At 67.8% G+C, this 22,140-nt stretch carries 23 protein-coding genes; 8 read left to right on the top strand and 15 right to left on the bottom strand.

The window, feature by feature from the left end; all coding sequences use genetic code 11:
* Nucleotides 1-2: 2 nt before the first annotated feature.
* The 3 genes from edd (at nt 3) to AC1DW0_RS10170 (ending at nt 3,177) form a co-directional block, all read left to right on the top strand.
* Nucleotides 3-1,832, top strand: a complete 1,830-nt coding sequence (gene edd, locus AC1DW0_RS10180; protein WP_056202374.1) for a phosphogluconate dehydratase — start codon at nt 3-5, stop codon at nt 1,830-1,832.
* A gap of 170 nt (nt 1,833-2,002) precedes the next feature.
* Complete coding sequence (gene eda, locus AC1DW0_RS10175) at nt 2,003-2,626, top strand: bifunctional 4-hydroxy-2-oxoglutarate aldolase/2-dehydro-3-deoxy-phosphogluconate aldolase (protein ID WP_477945692.1); 624 nt, start codon at nt 2,003-2,005, stop codon at nt 2,624-2,626.
* Nucleotides 2,623-3,177: an MOSC domain-containing protein gene (locus AC1DW0_RS10170; protein WP_056202377.1), complete on the top strand. Its 555-nt coding sequence runs from the start codon at nt 2,623-2,625 to the stop codon at nt 3,175-3,177. The genes eda and AC1DW0_RS10170 overlap by 4 nt, the downstream gene beginning before the upstream one ends.
* Here AC1DW0_RS10170 and AC1DW0_RS10165 read toward each other — a convergent pair.
* Both AC1DW0_RS10165 and AC1DW0_RS10160 read right to left on the bottom strand, forming a co-directional pair.
* Complete coding sequence (locus AC1DW0_RS10165) at nt 3,174-3,716, bottom strand: PaaI family thioesterase (protein WP_056202381.1); 543 nt, start codon at nt 3,714-3,716, stop codon at nt 3,174-3,176. The two genes, AC1DW0_RS10170 and AC1DW0_RS10165, sit on opposite strands and share 4 nt — an antisense overlap.
* A gap of 68 nt (nt 3,717-3,784) precedes the next feature.
* The gene (locus tag AC1DW0_RS10160; RefSeq protein ID WP_056202384.1) at nt 3,785-4,201 is read right to left on the bottom strand and encodes a DUF4902 domain-containing protein; all 417 of its coding nucleotides are present in this window, start codon (nt 4,199-4,201) and stop codon (nt 3,785-3,787) included.
* An 87-nt stretch (nt 4,202-4,288) separates the two neighbouring features.
* Between AC1DW0_RS10160 and AC1DW0_RS10155 the strand changes: the two genes are divergently transcribed.
* The 3 genes from AC1DW0_RS10155 (at nt 4,289) to AC1DW0_RS10145 (ending at nt 6,321) form a co-directional block, all read left to right on the top strand.
* Nucleotides 4,289-5,017 (top strand): helix-turn-helix transcriptional regulator, encoded by a 729-nt coding sequence (locus AC1DW0_RS10155; protein WP_082532931.1) that lies wholly within the window; start codon nt 4,289-4,291, stop codon nt 5,015-5,017.
* A 300-nt stretch (nt 5,018-5,317) separates the two neighbouring features.
* Entirely contained in the window at nt 5,318-5,569 is a 252-nt protein-coding gene (locus AC1DW0_RS10150; protein ID WP_157281978.1) for a hypothetical protein, read from the top strand.
* Nucleotides 5,570-5,673: 104 nt separating this feature from the next.
* Entirely contained in the window at nt 5,674-6,321 is a 648-nt protein-coding gene (locus AC1DW0_RS10145; RefSeq protein ID WP_056202393.1) for a CatA-like O-acetyltransferase, read from the top strand.
* Here AC1DW0_RS10145 and AC1DW0_RS10140 read toward each other — a convergent pair.
* Nucleotides 6,318-7,226, bottom strand: coding sequence for an SDR family oxidoreductase (locus AC1DW0_RS10140; protein ID WP_056202394.1), 909 nt, complete (start codon nt 7,224-7,226; stop codon nt 6,318-6,320). The genes AC1DW0_RS10145 and AC1DW0_RS10140 overlap by 4 nt on opposite strands.
* Before the next feature lie 122 nt (nt 7,227-7,348).
* Between AC1DW0_RS10140 and AC1DW0_RS10135 the strand changes: the two genes are divergently transcribed.
* Nucleotides 7,349-7,561, top strand: a complete 213-nt coding sequence (locus AC1DW0_RS10135; protein WP_477945688.1) for a DUF4287 domain-containing protein — start codon at nt 7,349-7,351, stop codon at nt 7,559-7,561.
* 27 nt (nt 7,562-7,588) lie between these two features.
* Here AC1DW0_RS10135 and xth read toward each other — a convergent pair whose 3' ends face one another.
* The 12 genes from xth to dgoD form a co-directional block, all read right to left on the bottom strand.
* Nucleotides 7,589-8,359, bottom strand: coding sequence for an exodeoxyribonuclease III (xth, locus tag AC1DW0_RS10130; protein WP_056202400.1), 771 nt, complete (start codon nt 8,357-8,359; stop codon nt 7,589-7,591).
* A gap of 18 nt (nt 8,360-8,377) precedes the next feature.
* The gene (locus tag AC1DW0_RS10125) at nt 8,378-9,796 is read right to left on the bottom strand and encodes a dihydrolipoyl dehydrogenase (protein ID WP_235532064.1); all 1,419 of its coding nucleotides are present in this window, start codon (nt 9,794-9,796) and stop codon (nt 8,378-8,380) included.
* 49 nt (nt 9,797-9,845) lie between these two features.
* Entirely contained in the window at nt 9,846-10,796 is a 951-nt protein-coding gene (locus AC1DW0_RS10120; RefSeq protein WP_056202403.1) for a LysR family transcriptional regulator, read from the bottom strand.
* Nucleotides 10,793-11,560: an SDR family oxidoreductase gene (locus AC1DW0_RS10115; protein WP_056202404.1), complete on the bottom strand. Its 768-nt coding sequence runs from the start codon at nt 11,558-11,560 to the stop codon at nt 10,793-10,795. Before AC1DW0_RS10115 ends, AC1DW0_RS10120 begins: the two co-directional genes overlap by 4 nt.
* Nucleotides 11,561-11,730: 170 nt before the next feature.
* Nucleotides 11,731-12,711 (bottom strand): L-arabinose ABC transporter permease AraH, encoded by a 981-nt coding sequence (gene araH, locus AC1DW0_RS10110; protein WP_056202407.1) that lies wholly within the window; start codon nt 12,709-12,711, stop codon nt 11,731-11,733.
* A gap of 2 nt (nt 12,712-12,713) precedes the next feature.
* Nucleotides 12,714-14,225, bottom strand: a complete 1,512-nt coding sequence (gene araG / locus AC1DW0_RS10105) for an L-arabinose ABC transporter ATP-binding protein AraG (protein ID WP_056202410.1) — start codon at nt 14,223-14,225, stop codon at nt 12,714-12,716.
* 1 nt (nt 14,226) lies between these two features.
* Complete coding sequence (locus AC1DW0_RS10100) at nt 14,227-15,201, bottom strand: arabinose ABC transporter substrate-binding protein (protein ID WP_056202562.1); 975 nt, start codon at nt 15,199-15,201, stop codon at nt 14,227-14,229.
* Between the two features lie 26 nt (nt 15,202-15,227).
* Nucleotides 15,228-16,133: an SMP-30/gluconolactonase/LRE family protein gene (locus AC1DW0_RS10095; protein WP_082532932.1), complete on the bottom strand. Its 906-nt coding sequence runs from the start codon at nt 16,131-16,133 to the stop codon at nt 15,228-15,230.
* Nucleotides 16,134-16,216: 83 nt separating this feature from the next.
* A complete protein-coding gene (locus AC1DW0_RS10090) occupies nt 16,217-18,610 on the bottom strand; it encodes a beta-galactosidase (protein ID WP_477945683.1) in 2,394 nt (797 codons plus the stop codon).
* Between the two features lie 33 nt (nt 18,611-18,643).
* The gene (locus tag AC1DW0_RS10085; protein WP_457442335.1) at nt 18,644-19,261 is read right to left on the bottom strand and encodes a 2-dehydro-3-deoxy-6-phosphogalactonate aldolase; all 618 of its coding nucleotides are present in this window, start codon (nt 19,259-19,261) and stop codon (nt 18,644-18,646) included.
* Between the two features lies 1 nt (nt 19,262).
* Complete coding sequence (locus tag AC1DW0_RS10080) at nt 19,263-20,162, bottom strand: 2-dehydro-3-deoxygalactonokinase (protein ID WP_477945681.1); 900 nt, start codon at nt 20,160-20,162, stop codon at nt 19,263-19,265.
* Nucleotides 20,156-21,304 (bottom strand): galactonate dehydratase, encoded by a 1,149-nt coding sequence (gene dgoD / locus AC1DW0_RS10075; RefSeq protein WP_056202424.1) that lies wholly within the window; start codon nt 21,302-21,304, stop codon nt 20,156-20,158. Before dgoD ends, AC1DW0_RS10080 begins: the two co-directional genes overlap by 7 nt.
* A gap of 578 nt (nt 21,305-21,882) precedes the next feature.
* On the opposite strand from dgoD, the gene AC1DW0_RS10070 reads away from it, so the two are divergent.
* The coding region (locus tag AC1DW0_RS10070; protein WP_477945679.1) for a hypothetical protein at nt 21,883-22,140 on the top strand (258 nt) is incomplete at its 3' end.

Below are 22,140 nucleotides of genomic sequence, written 5' to 3'. Positions count from 1 at the left end.
GCATGCACGACACACTCATTCAAGTTACAGACCGCATCCGCGAACGCAGCGCCAAGCTGCGTGGCGACTATCTCGCCCGCATCGCCAAGCTCGGCGGCCGCCAGCGCGGTTTCGAGCGCATGGGCTGCGCCAACGTCGCCCACGCCGTGGCGGCTATGCCGTCCAACGACAAGCTGCGCATCGTCGCCGAGAAAGCCCCCCACCTCGGGGTCGTCACGGCCTACAACGACATGCTGTCGGCCCACCAGCCCTACGAGGGCTACCCGGAGCAGATCCGAGCCGAGGCCCATCGCCTGGGCGCCACGGTGCAGGTCGCGGGCGGCGTGCCGGCGATGTGCGATGGCGTGACGCAAGGCCTGCCCGGCATGGAGCTGAGCCTGTTCTCGCGCGACACCATCGCGATGGGCACGGCAATAGCGCTGACGCATGACGTCTTCGATGCGGCCCTGCTGCTGGGCATCTGCGACAAGATCGTGCCGGGCCTGTTGATCGGCGCACTGCACTTCGGCCATCTGCCCTGCGTCTTCGTGCCCGCCGGGCCGATGAGCTCGGGCATCTCCAACAGCGACAAGGCCAAGGTGCGCGAGCTCTACGCCCAGGGCAAGGTCGGCCGCGACGAGTTGCTGAAGAGCGAGCAGGCGGCCTATCACGGCGCCGGCACCTGCACCTTCTACGGCACCGCCAACAGCAACCAGATGCTGCTGGAGGCGATGGGCCTGCACACGCCGGGCAGCGCCTTCGTGCATCCGCACGACGACCTGCGCACGGCGCTGACGCGCGAGGCGGTCGCCACGGCGATCAACATCAGTGGCCGCGTGGCGGGCCGGGCCGCCAAGCCTATAGGCCACCTCGTCGACGAGCGCTGCATCGTCAACGCGATGGCGGCGCTGCTCGCCACCGGCGGCTCGACCAACCACCTGATCCACTGGGTCGCCGTCGCCCGTTCGGCCGGCATCCTGATCGACTGGACGGACTTCTCCGACCTGTCCGCCGTCGTGCCCTTGCTGTCGCGCGTCTACCCCAATGGCAGCGCCGACGTGAACCAGTTCCAGGCCGCCGGCGGCCCGGGCTTCGTCATCCGTGAGCTGATGGACGCCGGCCTGATGCACGAGGACGTCATCTCAGTCGCCGGCGACAGCCTGCGCCCCTATGCCTTCGTGCCGCGGGCGGTGGGCCAGAGCGGCGAGGTGGTGCGCGAGCCGCTGCCGGCCGTCAGTGGCGACGACGGTGTCGTGCGCACGGCCGCCGCGCCTTTCAGCGCCACCGGTGGCCTCAAGCTGCTGGCCGGCAACCTCGGCCGCGCCGTCATCAAGGTCTCGGCCGTGCCCGAAGATCGCCACACCGTGGAGGCGCCTTGCCGCATCTTCACGACGCAGGAAGCCATGCTGAACGCGTTCAAGAACGGCGAGCTGGAGCGCGACGTCATCGTCGTCGTGCGCTTCCAGGGCCCGCACGCCAATGGCATGCCCGAGCTGCACAAGCTGACGCCGCCGCTGGCCGTGCTGCAGGGCAAGGGATTCAAGGTGGCGCTGGTCACCGACGGCCGCATGAGCGGTGCCTCGGGCAAGGTGCCCGCGGCCATCCACGTCAGCCCCGAGGCCCTGGCCGGTGGGCCGCTGGCCAAGCTGCGTGATGGCGACGTCGTGCGCGTTTGCGCGCAGACCGGCACGCTGGCCGCCCTGGTCGACGAGGCCGATTGGGCGGCCCGCGAGGTGGCGACGCTCGATCCGGACGAAGCCGACGTCAATGCCCACGGCCTAGGCCGCGAACTCTTTGCCGGCCTGCGCCGCAATGTCCTGAGCGCCGAAGAAGGCGCCTGCACCTGGTTGTGAAGTGAGACAGCCCCTCGTCCAGTCTGGCGGCGCTGAACGCGCGCCAGCCTGGCCGGTCCCCCGAGGGGACGCCAAAGCTTCCGGCATTGAGCCGCAAGCTTCGCCAAGCGGGCCGGCTCGGGAGCGGCCCAGCGCTCGGCCCGAATACCCCGGTCTTATGGAGAATTGAAATGATCGACACCCTGAGCCTGGCCAGCCACGGCCCCGTCATCCCCGTCATCGTCATCCAGCGCCTGGAAGACGCCGTGCCGCTGGCCGAAGCGCTGGTTGCTGGCGGCGTGCGCGTGCTCGAAGTGACGCTGCGCACCCCCGTCGCCCTGCAGGCCATGGAAGCCATGGCCAGGGTGCCGGGCGCCATCGTCGGCGCCGGCACGCTGCGCAGCCCGGCCGACGTGACGAACGCCAAGAATGCCGGCTGCCAGTTCGGCGTCAGCCCCGGCTACACCGACGCACTGGCCGCCGCCTGCCAGGCCCAGGGCCTGCCGCTGCTGCCCGGCGTGTCGACGGCCTCCGAGGTCATGYAGGCCAATGCCGCCGGCTTTGGCTTCCTGAAGCTTTTCCCGGCCGTTGCCGTCGGCGGCGTCAACCTGCTGAAGTCGCTGGCCGGCCCCTTCCCGGACGTGGCTTTCTGCCCGACCGGAGGCATCTCGCTGGAGACGGCGCCGCAGTTCCTGAAGCTGCCCAACGTCAAGGTCTGCGGCGGTTCCTGGCTGACGCCGCAGGACGCGGTCGACGCCAAGGACTGGGCGCGCATCACCAAGTTGGCCTCCGAGGCCGCGGCACTGCGCGCATGACGCTGGCGGTCGTTGCGACCGTTGCGGCCGTCTGGTCCAGCGCAACGCACAGCTTCTCCAAGTTCGCGAGAGGCGAGCTGCGCCTCATCGCAGGGCAGGGCGTCGAAGGCGACGCCCATTGCGGCGTGACGGTCAAGCACCGCTCGCGCGTGGCCGTGGACCCGACCCAGCCCAATCTGCGCCAGGTCCATCTGATCCAGGGCGAGCTCTTCGACGAACTCGCCGCCCGCGGGTTCGGCGTTCAGCCCGGCCAGATGGGCGAGAACCTCACGACCCGCGGCATCGACCTGCTCGCGCTGCCGCGCGGCACCGAGCTGCGCATCGGCACCGAGGTCGTGCTGCGGGTGACCGGCCTGCGCAACCCCTGCCTGCAGATCGAGAACTTCGAGGCTGGCCTCTTGAAGGCCGTCGTCGACCGCGATGCCGACGGCGAGGTCGTGCGCAAGGCTGGCATCATGAGCATCGTGCTGGCCGGCGGTGCCGTGAAGCCGGGCGATGCGATCACGGTACGGCTGCCGCCGCTGCCGCACCACAAGCTCGAGCGCGTCTAGCTCGGCAGGTCGAACAACAGGCAGGTGGTGCTGGCGTGGGCGTAGAGCTTGCCGTCGTGGCCGACCAGCGTCGCCTCCGACGTCGTCACCTGGCGGCCGCGGTGCACCACCTTGCCGATGGCGCGTACGAAGGGCACCTTGTCGCTCAGCGCGCGCACGAGGTTGATCTTGAACTCCAGCGTCGTGTAGCCGCGGCCCACCGGCAAGGTCGTGTGCACCGCGCAGCCCAGGGCGGAATCGAGCAGCGTCGCGAACCAGCCGCCGTGCACGCTGCCGAGCGGGTTGTAGTGCTTGAACTGTGGTCGCCCCTGGAAGACGGCGATTCCGTCCTCCACCGAGATCAGCAGGAAGTCCAGCGTCTCGCTGATCGGTGGCCGGGGTGCCAGGCCATCCAGCATGGCCTGCATCTGTTGCAGGCCGGTCTTGCCAGCCAGCATGGCCCGCGAAGCCAGGCCGGTTTCACCCTGCTGCCGCGTGCGCAGCGCGGCCTCGTCAGCTTGCCATTGGGAAAGGACGGCTTCGGGAGAGGGAGAACTCATGGCGGCGGCTTCAAGCGATGAAGCCCTCGATTCTGCGCAAAGCCGGTGCCCCGCGCTGTCACCAGTGTTCAAGCGGCCAGGCGCTGCTCCGCAACGGCCTTGCGGCGCGAAGGTTCGTCCATCCTCAGCTTGTCCAGCACCGGACCCTGCCAGGGCAGCAGATACACCAGCGTCGCCAACGTCGCGCGTCGACGCGACGACAGCAGCGGGCGGCCGCGGGCGTCCAGCAGCAGCACGTTGGAGCGCACATTGAGCGGATCGGCCTGCGCGACGGTGCCCTCGTTGATCTCGACCCAGTCCCATTCCACCCAGGCGCAGGCGTCGGCATAGCAGCGCTCCCAACGCGTCGAGCCGCTGACGCGGTGCTCGTCGCGGCGCACGCGGTGCACCTGGGTCCGGGCGTGGCGGACATCCTGGGCGGCGCTGGACAGCGCGGCCACCGGCCAGCAGACGCTGCCTTCGGGCAACTGGATCAGGGTTGGCATGGACGGCTCCTCTGTGTCGTGTGATTCGAACGGGAGGGCAGTCTCTGGTCAGGGCCAGTGGGGAACAAGCTGGCAGACTTGGCAGGTATGGGTAAGCCCGAAATGAACTACCAGCAGCTGATCGACGTCGGCCTGAGTGACGACTTCGAAAGCTTCGAGCGCCGTCTTGTCGCGACGGCGGATGCGCTGGGCTTCCCGATCATCTCCGGCGTGCTGATGCGTGGGCGCCTGCAGGACGCCGATGTGCAGATCACGTCGCTGGGGAACACGCCCGAGGGGTATCTCGCGGTGGCGAAGGACCTGGGCGAGGCCCGTCGGGATCCCGTCATGGCCAAGCTCATGAGCCATGCCGTGCCGGTCGTCTACGATCAGAAAACGTATGTAGCGGCGGACGCCGGGGACATCTGGGAAGCGCAGGCACCCTACGGCTACAAGACGGGAATCGCCGTCAAGCTGCACCTGCCGGGTGACAAGCACTTCCTGCTCGGCGTGGATCGCGACGAGGCGCTGCCCGAGCCGGGCATGCAGCTGATGCAGATGGTTGCGGGCCTGCAGCTGCTGGCTGCGCATGCGCTGACGGCGGCGGACCGGCTGCTGGGCGCGAAGCTCAACAAGGGTGATCTGCCCAAGCTGACCCGGCGCGAGCTGGACGTGCTGAGCTGGACGGCCCAGGGCAAGACGGCCTGGGAGGTCAGCGTCATCCTGGGCATGAGCGAGAAGACGGTGAACTTCCATCTTGGCAATGTGATGCGCAAGCTGGGCGTGACGTCCAAGCACCAGGCCGTGCTCAAGTGCGTGGCGGCCGGCATTCTGTAATGCGGTTTCAACCTAGCAGACTTGCTAGGTTTCTAGGGGGGTTAAAACAGGGAAAGTGCGGGCAGGCGACATCTAGCCCCCACCCTGCAGGAGCCCCCCCATGAAAGTCATCGACCTGATCTGCGAACTTCTCGGTCTGCCCAAGCTTGGAGGCTGACCTGATCGACGGGTTCTTGCCCAATGCATGCGGCGATAGATTGCGCAGATGACCAGCTCCAGCCAACGAGCTCCGCATCTCTCGCATTCCTGATGCCGCTGCATACGGCCCCGGCCCCCCACCCTTGCCGCAGCACAGGCACCGTGTCCATTTCCCCCGAAACCTATGCCCGGCTTTTGAGCCTCGCCGATCAGGCGCCGCTCGATTGCCTGCCACTGACGTCGCGCACCCTGGCATGCGCCAAGACGCTGGGCTACAACCAGATCGGCCAGATCCGCAGCACGCCCAACAGCCGCCTCTTTGCCGACCTTGGCGAAGATCGCGCCGAGGAACTCCAGCGGGCCCTCTATGACTTCGGCGTGCGGCCGATGCAAGGCGGCGAGCTGAGCGGCTGACGCGCAACCACCCTTCAACTCCTTCGAGCCCGCCTGCTTCGGCAGACCGGGCTCCTTTTTTGTCCACGTTCACGCATGTGCCTTCGTGCGAGCATGCGGTCCGTATGCAAGACCGCGACATCCCTCTCGACGCCTGGCCGCGCCGCGCCGCGCTGGCGCACTTCCGCACCATGGCCCAGCCGGCCTTCAGCATCACCGCGCCGGTCGACGTGACCGGCCTGCGCGAGCGCGCCGCTGCTCACGGCGCCACGCCCTGGCTGGCCTACCACCACGCTGCGCTGGAGGCCGCCAATGGCATCGATGCGATGCGCCAGACCCTGACCGACGGCGGCCGGGGCGTGCGCGAGTTCGGCGTCATCCATGCCAGCACGACGGTGCTGCGCGACGACGGAAGTTTTGGCTTCCTGACGCTGCCACGCGAACCTTCGCTCGCCGGCTTTGCCGCCCGCGCCAAACCCGGCATCGAGCGCGTGCGCCGTGCCAGTGGCGACCTTTTCGCCGCCGATGAGCCCGGCGACGTGCGCGAGGAAACGCTGGTCCACATGACCGCGCTGCCCTGGCTGGGGTTCACTGCGTTCACCCACGCGCGCGGTCAAGGCGACGACCGGCCCAAGGTGGCCTTCGGCCGCTTCACCGAGACGAACGGCCGGCTGCTGATGCCGGTCGCCGTCGATGTGCACCATGCACTGTGCGACGGCGTGCACATCGGGCGCTTCTTCGAACGCTTCCAGGCAAATCTGGACGCGATCTAACGATAGGCCGCCACGTCGACGTCGCCCGCCTCGCTGTCGAGCATGTGGCGCCAGGCGTCAGGCTGGCTGCCGTCCAGGTCGGTGAAGCCGTAGATGCGGGCCAGCTGGCCGCTGGACAGCGACTGGCCGTTCCAGCGCGCGACGTCGGGGTCGGTCGCGAGCGCCACGACGGCCCGCCCGACGAAGGCCGGGCTTTCGGCAATCGCGAAGCCCGGCACGCGGTCGATGGCGTCGCGCCAGTTGTCCTCGCGCACGCCAAAGGCCTCCAGCATGGCCTCGGAGCGCAGCCAGCCCGGCGTCAGCGACAAACCCGTGGCACCGTGCGACTTCAGCTCATGGCCCAGTGCAAAGCCCATGCGCAGCACGGCCGCCTTGGCAAGGTCGTAGAAGAAGGAATTGCGGTAGCGCGTGCCGTTGTATTCCTCGGTGCCGTCATTGATCTCCACCGCCAGGCCGCCCGGCGCCTTCAGCAGCAGCGGGATCGCGAAGTGGCTGGTGATGGCATGAGTGTCGATGGCCAGGCGCAGGCTGTGCAGGCCGAATTCGAGATCCGACTCCCAGACGGTCTTGCCCCATTCGATCTTGCTCGCGCCGAAGATGTCGTTGACCAGAACGTGCAGTGCCCCCTGTTCACGTTCGATGCGAGCGACCAGATCGCGCACTTCGTCGGCCACCAGATGATCGACCTTTACCGCGATGCCACGGCCGCCCGCAGCATCGACGAGAGCTGCCGTCTCCTCGATGGTTTCGGGTCGATCCATCTCCGAGCGGGCCGCCTGCGTGCTGCGCCCGGTGCAATAGACCGTCGCACCGGCCTCGCCCAGGGCCACCGCGATGCCACGGCCTGCGCCGCGCGTGGCGCCGGCCACCAGGGCCACCTTGCCTGCCAGATGCCTGTTGTGCATGTCACTCGCCTTTGAAATGACCGGTTTGCGATTCGCGGTTTGTCGAAACTCGCTGCTCCGATTCGTCATGCAGCAGATGCCGGCCGATCGCCGGGCGTCAGTCAAACTTGAAGGGTATCGATATGGCAACGCAAGACAGCAAACTCAAGGGCCCCGCCTCCTATTTCCCCTCCATCGAGAAGAAATACGGCCAGCCCATCGCGCACTGGGAACAGGTCATCACCCGGGCCGGGCCGTTGAAGCACATGGAGCTGGTCAACCTGTTGAAGGCCGAGCACGAGATGGGCCACGGACACGCCAATGCGCTGGTGGCCTGGGTCCTCGCGAAGAGGTAGCCCGCGTCGCCGGCGCGCTATCCGAGGTCAGTCGTCGAGGGTGACGATGACCGGCGCATGGTCGCTCGGCCGCTCGTTCTTGCGCGGCAGCTTGTCGATCTCGCAGGCCGTCACGCGGGGCTTCAAAGCCTCGCTGACGAGAATGTGGTCGATGCGCAGGCCCTGGTTCTTGCGGAAGGCCATGTTGCGGTAGTCCCACCAGCTCCAGCTCTTGGGAGGCTGCTCGAAAAGCCGGAAGGCGTCGGTCAGCCCCAGGGCTATGAGCTGCTGGAAGTGCTCGCGCTCCTGCGGCGTGCAGTGGATCTGGCCAGCCCATGCGACGGGGTCGTAGACGTCGCGGTCCTCGGGCGCGATGTTGAAGTCGCCCATCAGCACCAGCTCGGGGTGCTGCTTCATTTCTTCGATCAACCAGCCGCGCAGGCCGGTCAGCCAGTTCATCTTGTAGGTGAACTTGTCGCTGTCGGGCGCCTGGCCGTTCGGGAAGTAGCCGCCGATGACGCGCACACCGCCCACGGTGCCGGCGATGACCCGGGCCTGCTCGTCGGCAAAGCCGGTGATGTTCTTGACGACGTCATCCGCGCGTTCACGGCTGATCAGCGCGACGCCGTTGTAGGTTTTCTGGCCGAACCACTGCACTTGGTAGCCGGCCTCGCCGATCTCCATGGTCGGGAATTTGTCATCGGTGAGCTTGGTCTCTTGCAGCACCAGCGCATCGACGGGGTGGGCAGCCAGCCAGTCCAGCACCTGCGGCAGGCGGACGGCGAGGGAATTGACGTTCCAGGTAGCGAACTTCTTCATCCTGTGATCCTAGCGTCGTCAGCCGCCGACCTCGGCCTCGGTATCGCAGTCCATGCAGTTCTCGATGGGCGGCGCAGGCAGGTGGAGATCGCTGTGCAGCTGGCGCAGCGCCGTGCGCAGGCCTTCCTCCACGACCGGGTGATAGAAGGGGCAGTCCAGCATCTGCTGCACCGTGTCGCCGCGCTGCACGCTCCAGGCCAGCAGGTGGCCAAGGTGCTCCGCGGCAGGGCCGATCATCTCGGCGCCCAGCAACCGGCCCGTGCCGCGCTCCGCATAGACATGCAGGCCGCCGCGGTTGACGAGCATGACGCGGCTGCGGCCCTGGTCGGCAAAGCTGACGCGGCCGACGTCAAAGTCGCGGCCCGTGGCGACCAGCTCCGAGTGACTCGCCCCCGCGATGGCAATCTGAGGCTCGCTGAAGACGATCGCCAGCGGTGCTCGGCGCGGGCGACTGTGCACATCGGGCCAGCGTGCTGCGTTGTCGCCGGCGATGCGGCCGGCGTCCGACGCTTCATGCAATAACGGCCGATCGTTGGTGACGTCGCCGGCGATGAAGACCGGCATGCCGCCCCACTGGCTGGTGTGGCGGTCGATCAGCGGGTGGCCTTGGGCATCGCGTGGCAGGTTCAGGGTCTCCAGCCCCAGGCCGTCGAGATTGGCCTGGCGGCCTGCAGTGCAGAGCAGGGCATCGAAGCGCTCGCCACCGACGAGCACCTGGTCGCCGTCCGGCGTCGGGTCCAGCGCGGCGCTCAACGTCAGTGGCAGGTCTTCGGCAAACAGCTTCTGGGCCAGCGGCTGCAATTCGGGATCGGTCAACGGCCCGACGCGATCGCCGCGAGCGAACAGGCGCACGCGCACACCGAGCTTGTGCAGGGCCAGGGCCAGTTCCAGGCCGATGACGCCGGCGCCGACGACAGCGATCGACTTCGGCAGGTCGACCCAGTCGAAGACATCGTCATTGACGATCAGCCTGGCTCCCAGGCGTTCGCGCCAGCCCGCCGGCACGAAGGGCCGGGAGCCGGTTGCGATGACGATGGTTCGGGCCTCGACGCGCTGGCCATCGACGTCCAGCACGCCTTGGGCGAGGAAGCGCGCCCGGCCGAAAAGCCGCGTGGATTCCGGCCAGCCATGCACCGTCTCGAGCACGAAACCGACGAAACGATCGCGCTCGTCCCGCACCCGCTGCATGACGGCCCGGCCGTCAATGCGCGGCGCCTCGGCCTGCACGCCGAAGCGATGCGCCTCGCGCACGGCCTGGGCTGCTTCGGCCGCAGCGATCAGCAGCTTGCTGGGCATGCAGCCGACACGCGCGCAGGTGGTGCCGTAGTGGGCGGCCTCGATCAGCAGCACCCGGTCGGTGTGGGCGCGCGCGGCGCGGTAGGCAGCCATGCCGGCAGTGCCGGCGCCGATGATGGCGACGTCGCAGGAGAAGGTCACGGTGCTGGGCTTCCTGAGTGTCCGACTGGGCAGGATAGCCGCTGCCGCGTCAGGTGTGCAGGCCGCGCCGCGCGGCTTCCTCGCGCAGGCAGTTCAGCATCAGCTCCGCCCCCGGCGACAGCTGATGGCCGCGGCGGGTGACGATGCCATACGCGTCCATGCGCAGGCCGAGGTCGAAGTTGAGCACAGCCAACAAACCCGCCTCCAGATAGGGCTTGACCAGCTCTTCGGGCAGGGCCGACAACATGTCGGACTGGCCGAGCAGGCTGGTGATGACGGGCAGGGACAGGGTCTCGACGGTCTGCTGGGGCTGGTCCAGGCCGGCGGACAGGAACAGGGCGGTCAGGCGGTCGCGCAGGATGCTGCCGCCGGGCGGCAGGATCCAGCTCTGGCGGGCCAGCTCGGGCAGGCTGAGGTCGCGACGGTCGGACAGCGGGTGGCCGGCGCGCACGACCAGGCAATGCGGCTCGTCGGTGAGCGGTTCGAAGCTGAGCTGGGCGGCCGACTCGCTGTCCAGCACCCGGCCGATGACGAGGTCGAGCTCACCGTTCTGCAGGTGCTGGATGAGCAGCTTGCTGGTGTCCACCGAGATGGCGACATGCACCCGCGGCTGGCGCGCCTTGAGCTGCGTGATGGCGGCCGGCAGCAGCGTCGTCGAGGGCGTCAGCACGGAACCGACCGCCACGCGGCCCGACAGGCCCGACAGCAGTTCCATGAGCTCCTGATGGCCGGCGTCCAGCTCGGCCAGGGCCGCGCCGGCGCGCCGGATCATGACCTCACCGTACCAGGTTGGCGCCACACCGCGCGGCAGGCGCTCGAAGAGCTTGACGCCCAGAGCGTGCTCGAGATCGGCCAGCAGCTTGGATGCCGCCGGCTGCGTCAGGTTGGCGGCCTGGGCGGCATGCAGGATCGAGCCGTGCCGACCGAGTTCCACCAGCAGCACGAGCTGGCGGGTCTTCAGGTGGGAGCGGACAAAGCGATCCGAGCGCGGGTCAGTCATTCGTGATAGAGCTGCGACCGGCCCCCATCGATGAGGATGTCGGTTGCGTTGATGAAGCGGGCTTCGTCGCTGGCGAGGAAGAGCGCAGTGTAGGCAACCTCGATGGGCTCGCCGACGCGCTTGGGCGGCAGCAGCTCGACCTGCCGTTTGGCGTCCTCGGGTGAGTTGGCCAGCCACTCGACGACACGCTCGGACAGGATCAGCCCCGGCGAAATGGAGTTGACGCGGATGTTGTGCGCGGCGTATTGGATGCCTAGCGCCTTGGTCATGCCGATCAGTGCATGTTTGGCGACGGGATAGGGGAAGGCGTTGGGGATGATGCGGTGGCCGTGCACCGAGGCGACGTTGACGATGCTGCCGCCGCCGCTCTCCAGCATGCCGGGCAGCACGGCACGGCTGCAGTGCATCGCGCCGTCGAGGTCGACGGCGAAGCAGCGTTGCCACTGCGCCGTCGTCATCGCCAGCGGCTCGGCGAAGACGTCCATGCCGGCGTTGTTGATGAGCACGTTGATCGTGCCGAAGCGCTCGACGCCGCGCGCAGCCATCGCGCGCACGGCGGCTTCATCGGCGATGTCGGTGGCGATGAACATGGCGTTGTCATCGCCCAGCTCCTGCACCAACGCCGCGCCCAGCGCCTCGTCGGCTGCCAGCCCGTTGAGGATGACTCTGGCGCCCTCGGCGACAAAGAGCCGGGCGATGGCCTTGCCGATGCCCTGGGTGGAACCGGTCACCAGCGCGACCTTGCCTTGCAGACGTGAACTCATCTCAGCTTTCCATCGTGGCAAACGCCCCACGGTTCGTCGTATTTGCGGGCCGAGCGACGGGCCGCTCCCTAGCCGGCCCGCGCTGGCGATGTGCTTGCGGCTCAATGCCGCAAGCATCGCCGTCCCCGCGGGGGACCGACCAAGGTAATCCTTGGGCGAGGGGCTCCATATCAGCCACGGCGTTCGCCTCGGGTCTTCAGTTGGTCGAGAAGGACGGCGGCCAGCAGGATGAGGCCACGCACGAGGTATTGATAGAACGCGTCGACGTTGAGCAGGTTCATGACATTCTCGACTGTGCCCATGATGAGCACGCCGATGACGACGCCGAAGATGCGCGCCTTGCCGCCCTGCAGTGACACGCCGCCCAGCACGCAGGCCGAGATGACGTCCAGTTCGAAGCCCGTGGCCGCGTTGGGCTGGCCGCTGGTGATGCGTGCCGACAGGATCAGGCCTGCCAGCGCCGTGACGACGCCCTGCAGCAGGAAGATCCACACGCGCAGCCGTTCCACGCGCACACCCGCCAGGCGTGCCGCCTCGGGGTTGCCGCCGATGGCCAGCGTGTTGCGGCCGAAGACGGTGTGATTGAGCAGCACGCCGAAGATGAGGAAGCTGAAGCCCGTCATCCAGATCGGCAGCGGCAGGCTCAGGAAGCTCGTGTCGCCGAAGCTGATGAAGCCTTCGTCGGCGATGCCCACGGCCTGGCCCTTGGACGCGATGAAGGCCAGGCCCCGCACCATCAGCATGGTGGCCAGCGTGGCGATCAACGCGTTGACGCGCAGATAGGCGATCAGCACGCCATTGCCCGCGCCGATCAGCGCGCCGGCCAGCAGCCCGCCGCCGATGGCCAGGCCGACGCTGCCGGTGCGCTCCAGCACCATGGCGCCGAGCACGCCGGCGAAGGCGATGGTTGAGCCCACCGAGAGGTCGAAGTCCCGCGAGGCCAGGCACAGCATCATGGTGCAGGCCACCATGCCGATCTGGGCGACCGACAGCAGCAGGCCGACGATGTTGGCGCTGGAGAAGAAGTTCTCGACGGTGAAGGCCAGCACGACGAAGAGCAGGCCGTAGCCCAGCGTCATGCTGTGTTCCTTGAGCAGGGCGCGGGACGTCGAGGACATGGCGGGGCGGGGCGTGAGAGTGGTCGTGTTCATGATCAATGCAGTGGTGCGGCGGGCGCTCCGTCAGGCAAGGCCAGGGCAAGTGCGGCGGTCTCGCTGGCGTTGGCGCGGTCCAGTTCGCCGCTGATGCGGCCGTCGCGCATGACGATGAGGCGGTCGGTGATGCCCAGCACTTCGGGCAGCTCGCTGGAGATGACGATGACGCAGCAGCCCGAGGCCGCCACGTCGTGGATGATCTTGTAGATCTCGTTCTTGGCACCCACATCGATGCCGCGGGTCGGCTCGTCGAGGATGAGCACCTTCAGCCCTGGTTCGGCCAGCCAGCGCGCGAGGATGACCTTCTGTTGGTTGCCGCCGGACAGCAGGCGGATCTCCTGCTCGCGGCTCGGCGTCTTGATGCGCAGCTTCTTGATGAAGTCGTCAGCGCGCTGCGCCTCCTGGCCGTGGCGCAGGAAGATGCCCCCCGCCAGGCCATGGCGGCGGCAGCTGATATTGATGTTCTCGGCGACTGAGCTGTGCGACAGGATGCCCTGTTCCTTACGGTCCTCGGGGCAGAGGACGATGCCCGCGGCGATGGCGTCCGCCGGGCTGTGGGCCTGCACCGGCTGGCCGTCGAGCAGCACCTCACCGCCGCGGCGTGCGTCGGCGCCATAGAGCAGGCGCATCAGCTCGCTGCGGCCGGCGCCGACCAGGCCGAAGAAGCCCAACACCTCGCCGGCTCTCACGGCAAAGCTCAGTGGCGTGGGCAGGCGGTCGCTTTGCAGGCCGCGCGCTTCAAGCCGCATCGGGCCCTGCTGGCGGCTGCGGTAGTCGTAGATATCCTGCAGCTCGCGGCCGACCATGTCGGCGATCAGGCGCTCACGCGGCACCTCGGCCATGACCTCGTGCGTGACGATCTTGCGGCCATCACGGAAGATGGTGCAGGCGTCGCACAGCTCGTACAGCTCTTCGAGGCGGTGCGAGATGTAGATCAGCGTGCGCCCTTCGGCGCGCAGCCGTTTCACCAGCCGGAACAGGATTTCGGTCTCGCGGTGCGACAGGCTGCTGGTGGGCTCGTCGAAGGCGATGACCTTGGCGTCCTGCATGACGGCCTTGCAGATCTCCACCATCTGGCGCTGGGCGATGGACAGCTCCGACAGGCGCGAGGCCGGGTCCAGATCCACGCCGATGGCTGCCAGTTGTTCGGCCACCAGCCGGCGCGCGGCCTTGTGGTCGACGAGGCCCAGGCGTGTCGGCAGGCGGCCGAGCAGCACGTTCTCGGCCACCGTCAACTCGGCCACGTACTGCAGCTCCTGGTGGATGATGGCCACGCCGGCGGCGATGGCGTCGCCAGCCGAAGTGAAGTGGCGCTCCTGATCATCGATCAGCAGCCGGCCACCATCGGGCTTGTACTGCCCGCCGAGGATCTTCAGCAGCGTGCTCTTGCCGGCGCCGTTCTCGCCGAGCAGGCCCATGACCTGGCCCGGCCGCGCCTCGAAGCTCACCCCGTTCAGCGCCTTGACGCCGGGGAAGACCTTGCTGATGTTGTCGAACTGCAGGGAAGCCATGTCAGAGGCCCATCTGCTTTCGGAGTTCAGCTTGGTTTTGACGGGTCATCAGGATGCCGCTGGTCAGCGTGACCGGGGGCGGCGTCTTGCCGGCCGTGGCCCATTCGAAGACAGCCGTCGCGGTCTCGTAACCATGGCGCTTGGGGCTGATCAGCACCGTGCCGTAGAAGGCCGTGGGCGTGGGCTTGGTGAACTCGTTGAGCGCCGTCTGGCTGCCGCCGATGCCGATGGCCAGCATCGCGTCCTGCTTGATGCCACGGCCTTCCGCAGCGCGTACGGCGCCCAGGGCCGCTTCGTCGTTCAGGCCGAAGGCAACCCAGCGCTTGAACTTGGCGTTCTTCGTGAAGGCGATGTTGGCGGCGTTGAAGGCGCTCTCCGTGTCGGTCTTGGCCTGGGGCGCGTCGACCACGTTGGCGGCCGGCACGCCGGCAGCCTTCAACGCATCCACCGCGCCCATGGTGCGATCGCGCGCCGTGGGCAACTGGTCGAAGGCCACGCGCAGCACGCCCACCTCGTCCAGCTTCCAGCCGCGTGCCTTCATCTCAGCCAGCAGCCCCTGGCCGACCTGCTTGCCGATCTCGTAGCCCGAAATGCCCATGTGGGGAATGTCGGCGATGGGCTTGCCGGCGCCGTCGACGAGTTGGTCGTCCACTGACATGACCTTGAGGTTGTGGCGCTTGGCGGCGCGGTTGACGGCCACGCCGAGCTTCACGTCGGGTGCGCAGATGACGAAGCCGACGGCCTTCTGCGCCGCCAGGTTGTCGATGGCAGCCATCATCTTTTCGCCGTTGGGGATGCCGATCTTCACGAGGGTGAAGCCCTTGTCCTTGGCGGCCTGCTCGGCATAGCGCCATTCGTCCTGGAACCAGGGCTCTTCGGCCTGCTTGACGAGGAAGCCGATCTTGACCGGTTCGGCCGCCTGCAGCGCGAAGGGGGTGGCCAGCAGGGCCAGGGCCAGTGCGGCGCGTCGTTGCATCTTCATCGTTGTCTCCTAGTTTTTCATCAGTCTTCAAACAGGGCGTCAGGCACACCCAGCGCCGTGGGCAGACGCAAGCCGAACAGGCTGCCGGACAGCGGCTGGGCGGCGAGAGCGTCGCGGCTCAGCTCCGTGCGGGCGGTGGTGAGCATCAGCTGGTCCATGCCTTCACCGCCGATGGCGGGGCAACTGGTGTGAGTGGCCGGGGCGCGCAACACGCCCATCAGCCGGCCCTCGGGGTCGTAACGTGCCACGCGGCCGGCGCCCCATTGGGCGTTCCACAGGCAGCCTTCGGCATCGACGACCGAGCCATCGGGCCAGGCGTCGTCGCGGTCCATCGCCGTGAACAGGCGGACGTTGTCGACCTGGGCGGTGTCGGCGTCGTAATCGCACTGCTGGATGCGCTGGGAGAGCGTGTCGCAGAAGTACATCGTGCGGCCGTCCAGGCTGAAGCAGATGCTGTTGGCAATCGCCACCGCCGGCAAGGCCAGGCGGCGCAGGCCGTGGGCCATGGAGTATTGGTAGAAGCTGGCGATCGTGGACTTGGGCCGGCGCTCCTGGGCCTCGTTCATCGTGCCGAAGACGAAGTTGCCGCGCCGGTCGGTGCGCCCGTCGTTGATGCGCGTGCGCGGCTCGGCGGCGTCGACCGGGGCAGCGGTCTGCAGCTGGCCAAGATCCAGGTTGTCGCCCAACGTCGCGAGAGCCAGGCGCTTGGCCAGGCCCAGCAACACGCGGCCCGAGCGGCAGTGGGCGAAGCTGCCCAGGCGATCCGGCAGGCGACATGACAGCGGTCCCGCCGCGCCCGGCTGCCAGGCAAACAGGGTCGCCGCCTCGATGTCCGTCCACCACCAGCGGCCGCCATGCCAGAGCAGGCCCTCACCAAGAAGGGCGCCCTGTGGCAAGGTCAGTTCAAGGTCGCCGTTCAATGTCATCAGAAGTCCAGGTTACGGAGCGGTTCCATTCGGCACAAATCGAATGTCCGGGCTTAACTATCCAGATTCGGAATACCGGTCACTCAGGGCGCGATCGCTGCACGCCTGACCGTCAGCAGCCGGGCGCCGCGCAATTCGGCGACCTGCGTCTGGCCGGCGGCGAAGGCGGGCCGATGGGCCGCGTCGATGTAGACCGGCGCGTCGCCGCGCAGCGGCAGCACGCTGAGCTGCAATTCGGCACCAGGCTGCAGCGCGAACTGGCGCAGGCCGATCTGCCAGCGCTGGCCGTTGTAGTACCAGTCGTCCAGCATCCGGCTGCCGGCGAAGACGCGGCCGATGTCGCCGACGAAGTCCAGTTCCAGCAGCACGTCCTCCGCGTTCGGCGCCAGCGGCTGGGGCAGCTTCAGCGACCAGGTCGCCGCCGCTGCAAATGCCTCAGGAATAGGCTGCACGGCCGCCTTGGCCAGGCCACCCTTCAGCACGGGTGGCACGGCCCGGGCCGGGCGGGTGGGGCTGATCTGCAGCGTCGGCTGGGCGTTGTCGCCCGCCAGCTCCAGGCGTTGCAGCAGGCCGTCCTGGCCGACCTTCAGGCCGACCGCACGCGGCCCGGGCAGGGCAGGGAAGACGGCGGCGCGAAGCGGCTGCGGCCCGATGCCGCGCAGTTGCAGCTTGCCGTCCGCCACCCAGGCCTGCTGCTCGCTGAAAACGAGCCGGCGCTGCCCGGCAATCTCCAGCACGTTCAACTGCTCCACCTGTTCCGGCGCCAGCAGCAGCACGCTGACGGCGCGGCCGTCGCGGCTGCCGATGCGCTGCAGCTGGTTCGCGTCCGGCTTCAGTGTCCTGATGCCGTCGGGCAGCGCGAACTCTGCGGAGACGCCGGCCGTCGTCGCGAACACATGGACGATGCCCTGGGCGCCCGCGTCGAGGCGCGTGACCGGTTGGGCCGTCGCGTGGCGCAGCATCACGCCGTCGAGCTCGAGGTTGATGGGCCAGATGAAATAGGCGCCGTTGGGAATGTCGACCGGCGTGCTCGGCAGCGTCACCGTGCCACCCGGCAGCTGCACCTCGAAGCGCACGCCGACCTGCGCCGGCATGGCGTACTGGCGCACATGGTTGTTGAAGAACAGGAAGCCGGCGTCGCCCTTGCTTCGCACGGACCAGCGCGGCGTCTGCAGGTCAGCCGGGTTGGTCGGCGAGCGCTCGGGCTGGCGTACCGTCATCGTCGCCAGCGCTGCGCCGTGTTCGCGCAGGAAATAGTGAAAGGGACGCAGCTTGGTCAGTACCGGGCGCTGCTGACCGTCAGGCCCCAGCGGCGCCTGGAAGTCATAGCTGATGCGTGGCGTGTCGTTGTAGCCGCCGCTGAGCGTGCTTTCCTCCAGGCCGGTGCCGCCCACGCCGACCGGGTTGCGGCCGCCGTGGAACATGTAGTAGCCGAACAGGTTGACGCCCGAGCCCAGCTGCACGGGCAGCATGGCCGCGATGTCGTCAGGCGACACCAGCGTGCGGCGGCGGTACATCGCTGGCAGGCCGGGGCCGTATTCGGCACCGAGGAAGGGCACCTTGTCCTTGTCGGTCTCGGCAGTGCCAGGGGCGTGTGATTGGGTCTGCGCGCCAAGATCGCCGCTGACGCGGGTGTTGAAGCGGAAGGCGTGCGTCTCCTTGGGCGGAAGCTCCCGAGTGCTGGTGGCCCAGGGCTCATCCGGGTAGCCACCGAAGACGGGGGTGACCTCGCCGGACGGGTAGACGGTGCCGTCCCAGCCTGTGACGGTGTACAGCGGCACATCCATGCCGGCCTTCAGCGCGAGCTTCTTTAGTGCGCTGATGTGGTCCTCGCCCTTGCCAGGGCCGCGGATGTTGTATTCGTTCTCCAGCTGCACGCCGACGACCGGACCGCCGTCCTTCCACAGCAGGCCCTTGAGCTGCACGCCGATCTCGGCGTACAGGCGCTCGACATGGCCCATGTATTCGGGGTCGTTGCCGCGCGTGGGCATCTTGTCGACGACCCAGTCGGGAATGCCGCCGTAGCGGGCCTCGCCGTGCGCCCAGGGGCCCAGCCGGACGACGACCTGCAGGCCGGCGGCCTGGGCCAGCTGCACGAAGCGGCGCAGGTCGTGGTTGCCCTTCCAGTTGAAGGCGCCGGGCTGCTCCTGGTGGTGGTTCCAGAACACATAGCTCGCAACGATGTCGATGCCGGCGACCTTCATCAGGCGCAGCTGGGCGTCCCATTGCGAGGCGGGTGCGCGGCTGTAGTGGTACTCGCCCATGACCGGTAGCCAGGGCTTGCCGTCGCGCAGCAGGTACTGGCTGTTGACGTCCAGCGTCTGGCCCTGAGGCGAGCGCGCCGTGCCGAGCTGCAGGTGGCCGGTGGTCGGCACGGGAGCATCGGCGCGGGCATCGAGTGTGAGCAGCGTGTCGGCGTTGGCCTGGCCAAGAGCGAGCAGCGCCAAGCCTGCGCACAGCGTGAGCATGCGGTTCATGGAGGTCTCCGGTGTCGTTGTTTTTGTCGCGCGTCAGAGCGCGCGCCAGGCCTGCACGAAAGCTCTTGCCCGCGGTGCCACATCGGACGCCGTCAGGCCTGGGCTGTAGAGCGCCGAGCCCAGGCCGAAGCCGGCGGCGCCCGCTTGCCTGTACGGGGCCATCGTCTCGGGTGTGATGCCGCCCACCGGCAGCAGGCTCAGCTCGCGCGGCAGCACGGCACGCATGGCCTTGAGCACCGGCGGTGTGACCAGTTCGGCCGGGAAGAGCTTGAGCGCGTCGGCACCGGCCTGCAGGGCCGCAAAGGCTTCAGTCGGCGTGGCCGCGCCGGGAATGCAGGCCAGGCCACGCGCCTTGGCCACGCGGATGACGGCGACGTCGGCATGCGGCATGACGATGAGGCGGCCACCGGCGATCTGCACGTCACGCACCGCGTCGGCGCTGAGCACGGTGCCGGCGCCGATCAGCGCGTCGTTGGGCATGCGGCGTGCGAGGCGGGCGATCGAGTCCAGCGCCTGGGGCGAGTTCAGGGGCACCTCGATGACGCGAAAGCCTTCGAGATAGAGCGCGTCGGCGATGGCCTCGACTTCATCGGGCTTGACGCCGCGCAGGATGGCGACGAGGGGGAGTTGTTGCAGTGCCTGGTCGAGCATGTCAAAGCCCCATGGTTTGCGCCAGCCGCCAGAGGCCGGCGGGCGCGGTGTTGTCGAGTTGCAGCGGCTTGTCCATGCCGAAACGGCCGAGGGCGAGCGCATATCGCTCGCACAGTGCCGGGTCGCCGATGAGAGCCAAGCGCTCGGGCGTGGCGGTCTTCAGTTCGTTGGCGATCTCGTGGCCGATCAGCAGGCCCGAGAGGTAGTCGGGCAACTGCTCTGCGGGCAACCGCTTGAAGAGGCCCAGCGTGCGCACGGCAAAAAGCTGGTGGCTCAGGGCCCCGTCCTCGCGCGCTGCGTCCACGCCAGCCAGGAACGCCTGGGAGGAGGGCGCTGAACTGCCGTCCGCAGGTATCAGGCGGGCGAGCACGGAATGCTGGCGCAGCAGCGCATAGAGCTCGCCGGTCATGTGGGTTGCAAAACCCGTCACCCTGCCAGCCTCGACGCGCGCCCACTTCGAATGCGTGCCTGGCAGCACCAGGCAGGCCTGTTCGGCCAGCTCGGGATGCAAGGCGAAGGCGCCAACAATCTGGGTCTCTTCGCCACGCATGACATCCGGTTGGGCGCCGTCATGCATCAGGCCGGGCACGATCCAGAACTTGGCATCGACCTGCAATGCCTGGCGAGCCAGCGCGGCGGCGTCGGCCGGGCAGGGCGCATAGGGCGCTTCGCGCCAGCCATGCTGGCTGCCGACCATGCCGCAGGCGAGCATCGGCAGCCCGGGCCAGCCATCGGTCACGGCGGCCAGCGCCTGAGCGAAAGCGTCTGCGCCGGCCAGCGTCGAGGCGCCCTGCTCGGATTGGCGCGTCGCCAGCACGGCACCGTCGGCGCCCAGCAGGAAGGCGCGCAGCCGCGTGCTGCCCCAGTCGAGCGCGATGAGGCGGCCGCCGTCGATCACCATTCGGCGACGCTCCCGTCCGCGTGGCGCCACAGCGGGTTGCGCCAGTCCGGCGCCGTCTTGCTGGCCTCGATGACCTTCTCTTCGTCCACCACCACGCCGAGACCCGGTTTGGTCAACGGCTTCATGTAGCCGTTCTCGATGTGGAAGTCTTCCTTGTTCAGCACGTAGTCGAGCAGCTCGCCACCCTGGTTGTAGTGGATGCCCATGCTCTGTTCCTGCAGCACCGCGTTGTGCGACACGAAGTCGACGTGCAGGCAGGCGGCCAGCGCAATGGGCCCCAGCGGGCAATGCGGCGCGAAGGCCACGTCGTAGGCTTCGGCCATCGCAGCGATCTTGTGGCACTCGGTGATACCGCCGGCGTGAGAAAGATCCGGCTGCACGATCGACAGGCCACCGGCCTGGAAGACGCGCTTGAACTCGAAACGCGAATACATGCGCTCGCCGGCCGCCAACGGGATGGCGGTGTGCTCAGCCAGGCGGGCGTAGGTTTCGTCCTGCTCGGCCAGCACGGGCTCTTCGACGAACAGCGGCCGGTAGGGTTCCAGCGCTTTCAGCATGACCTTGGCCATCGGTGCGCCGATGCGGCCGTGGAAGTCGATGCCGAACTCGATGTCGTGGCCAAAGGCTTCGCGGATCTCGGCGATGCGGGCCACGGCTTCGTCGACCTTGCGGGCGCTGTCGATGAGGCCCATCTCCTCGGAGCCGTTCATCTTGAAGGTGTCGAAGCCCCCTTCGCGCAGCCGCTTGATGTCGCGGATGACATCGGCCGGCCGGTCACCGCCGACCCAGGAATACACCTTCATCTTGTCGCGCACCAGGCCGCCGAGCAGCTGATGCACCGGAGCGCCCAGGGCCTTGCCCTTGATGTCCCACAGCGCCTGGTCGATGCCGGCGATGGCGCTCATCAGGATGGCGCCGCCGCGGTAGAAACCGCCGCGGTACATGACCTGCCAGAGGTCGTTGATGCGGGAGGCGTCTTGCCCGATCAGATAGGGCTCGAACTCATGCACGGCAGCTTCGACGCTGCGCGCCTTGCCTTCGATGACGGGCTCGCCCCAGCCGCTGATGCCGGCATCGGTGTCGATTTTCAGGAACATCCACCGCGGGGCGAGGCGGTAGGTCGTCAGCTTGGTGATTCTCATGGGGCCATGACTGGTGCAGGAACGGCCGAAAGCTTAGGAGGGGCTGCTAGTTCTGAAATATCGAATCTTTGCCAGCGGCTATATGGATTTCATATTGGTGGATAGGCGCCGAAAAGCAAAAGGGCTGCAGAAGCAGCCCTTGAGCGGTTGCGGCACGCGGTTCACATGCCCGTTTCAGTGCGACTTCAGTCGCGCTTGCTGTTGTACTGGCCACTCACGGCGTCGCCCAGTTGACCCACGATCGCCAGCGTCGCCAGCACCAAAGTCACGATCAGCAGTTCCATTTGTTTCCCTTTCTTCGTTGTTGACGGATCGCATATTAGGGTTTTCACCATATCAACAAGGGTTAACCCTATGCATTGCGGGCATGGAACGATGCGGTACCTGCGCCGAGAGGGCGTCAACGAGCGGCTTTCGTGCGATCTGCACTGAGGGCGGGGCGGCGAACGGCCTGTCGGTTGTTTCGCCTTGCGACTTGTTTGTCCGTTTGTTTGGTAAGACCGGGCATGTTGTATGCTTGACTTCGGTCTGACCAAATGCAATGCCGGCCGACCGGAGACAACAAGGAATCAAGAAGCATGAAGTTCACTGACGGACAGTGGATGCATCAGCCGGGCGTGGCCGCGCATTACGCGGCCGAGGCCTATGCGATCGAAGTCCACGAAGACCGCCTGGTCGTGCTCGCCACGACCCGCCCCATCAAGCACCGCGGCGACACGCTGCAGGGCCCCACGCTGACCGTGACGCTGAGCTCGCCGCTGCCCGGCGTCATCCGCGTCAGCGTCGAGCACTACGCCGCATCCAGCGCGCCGCGCCTGCACATCCCCATGCCATGC

Source organism: Roseateles sp. P4_D2 (genome assembly GCF_056401875.1).
This window is presented reverse-complemented; position numbering and strand designations above follow the sequence as displayed.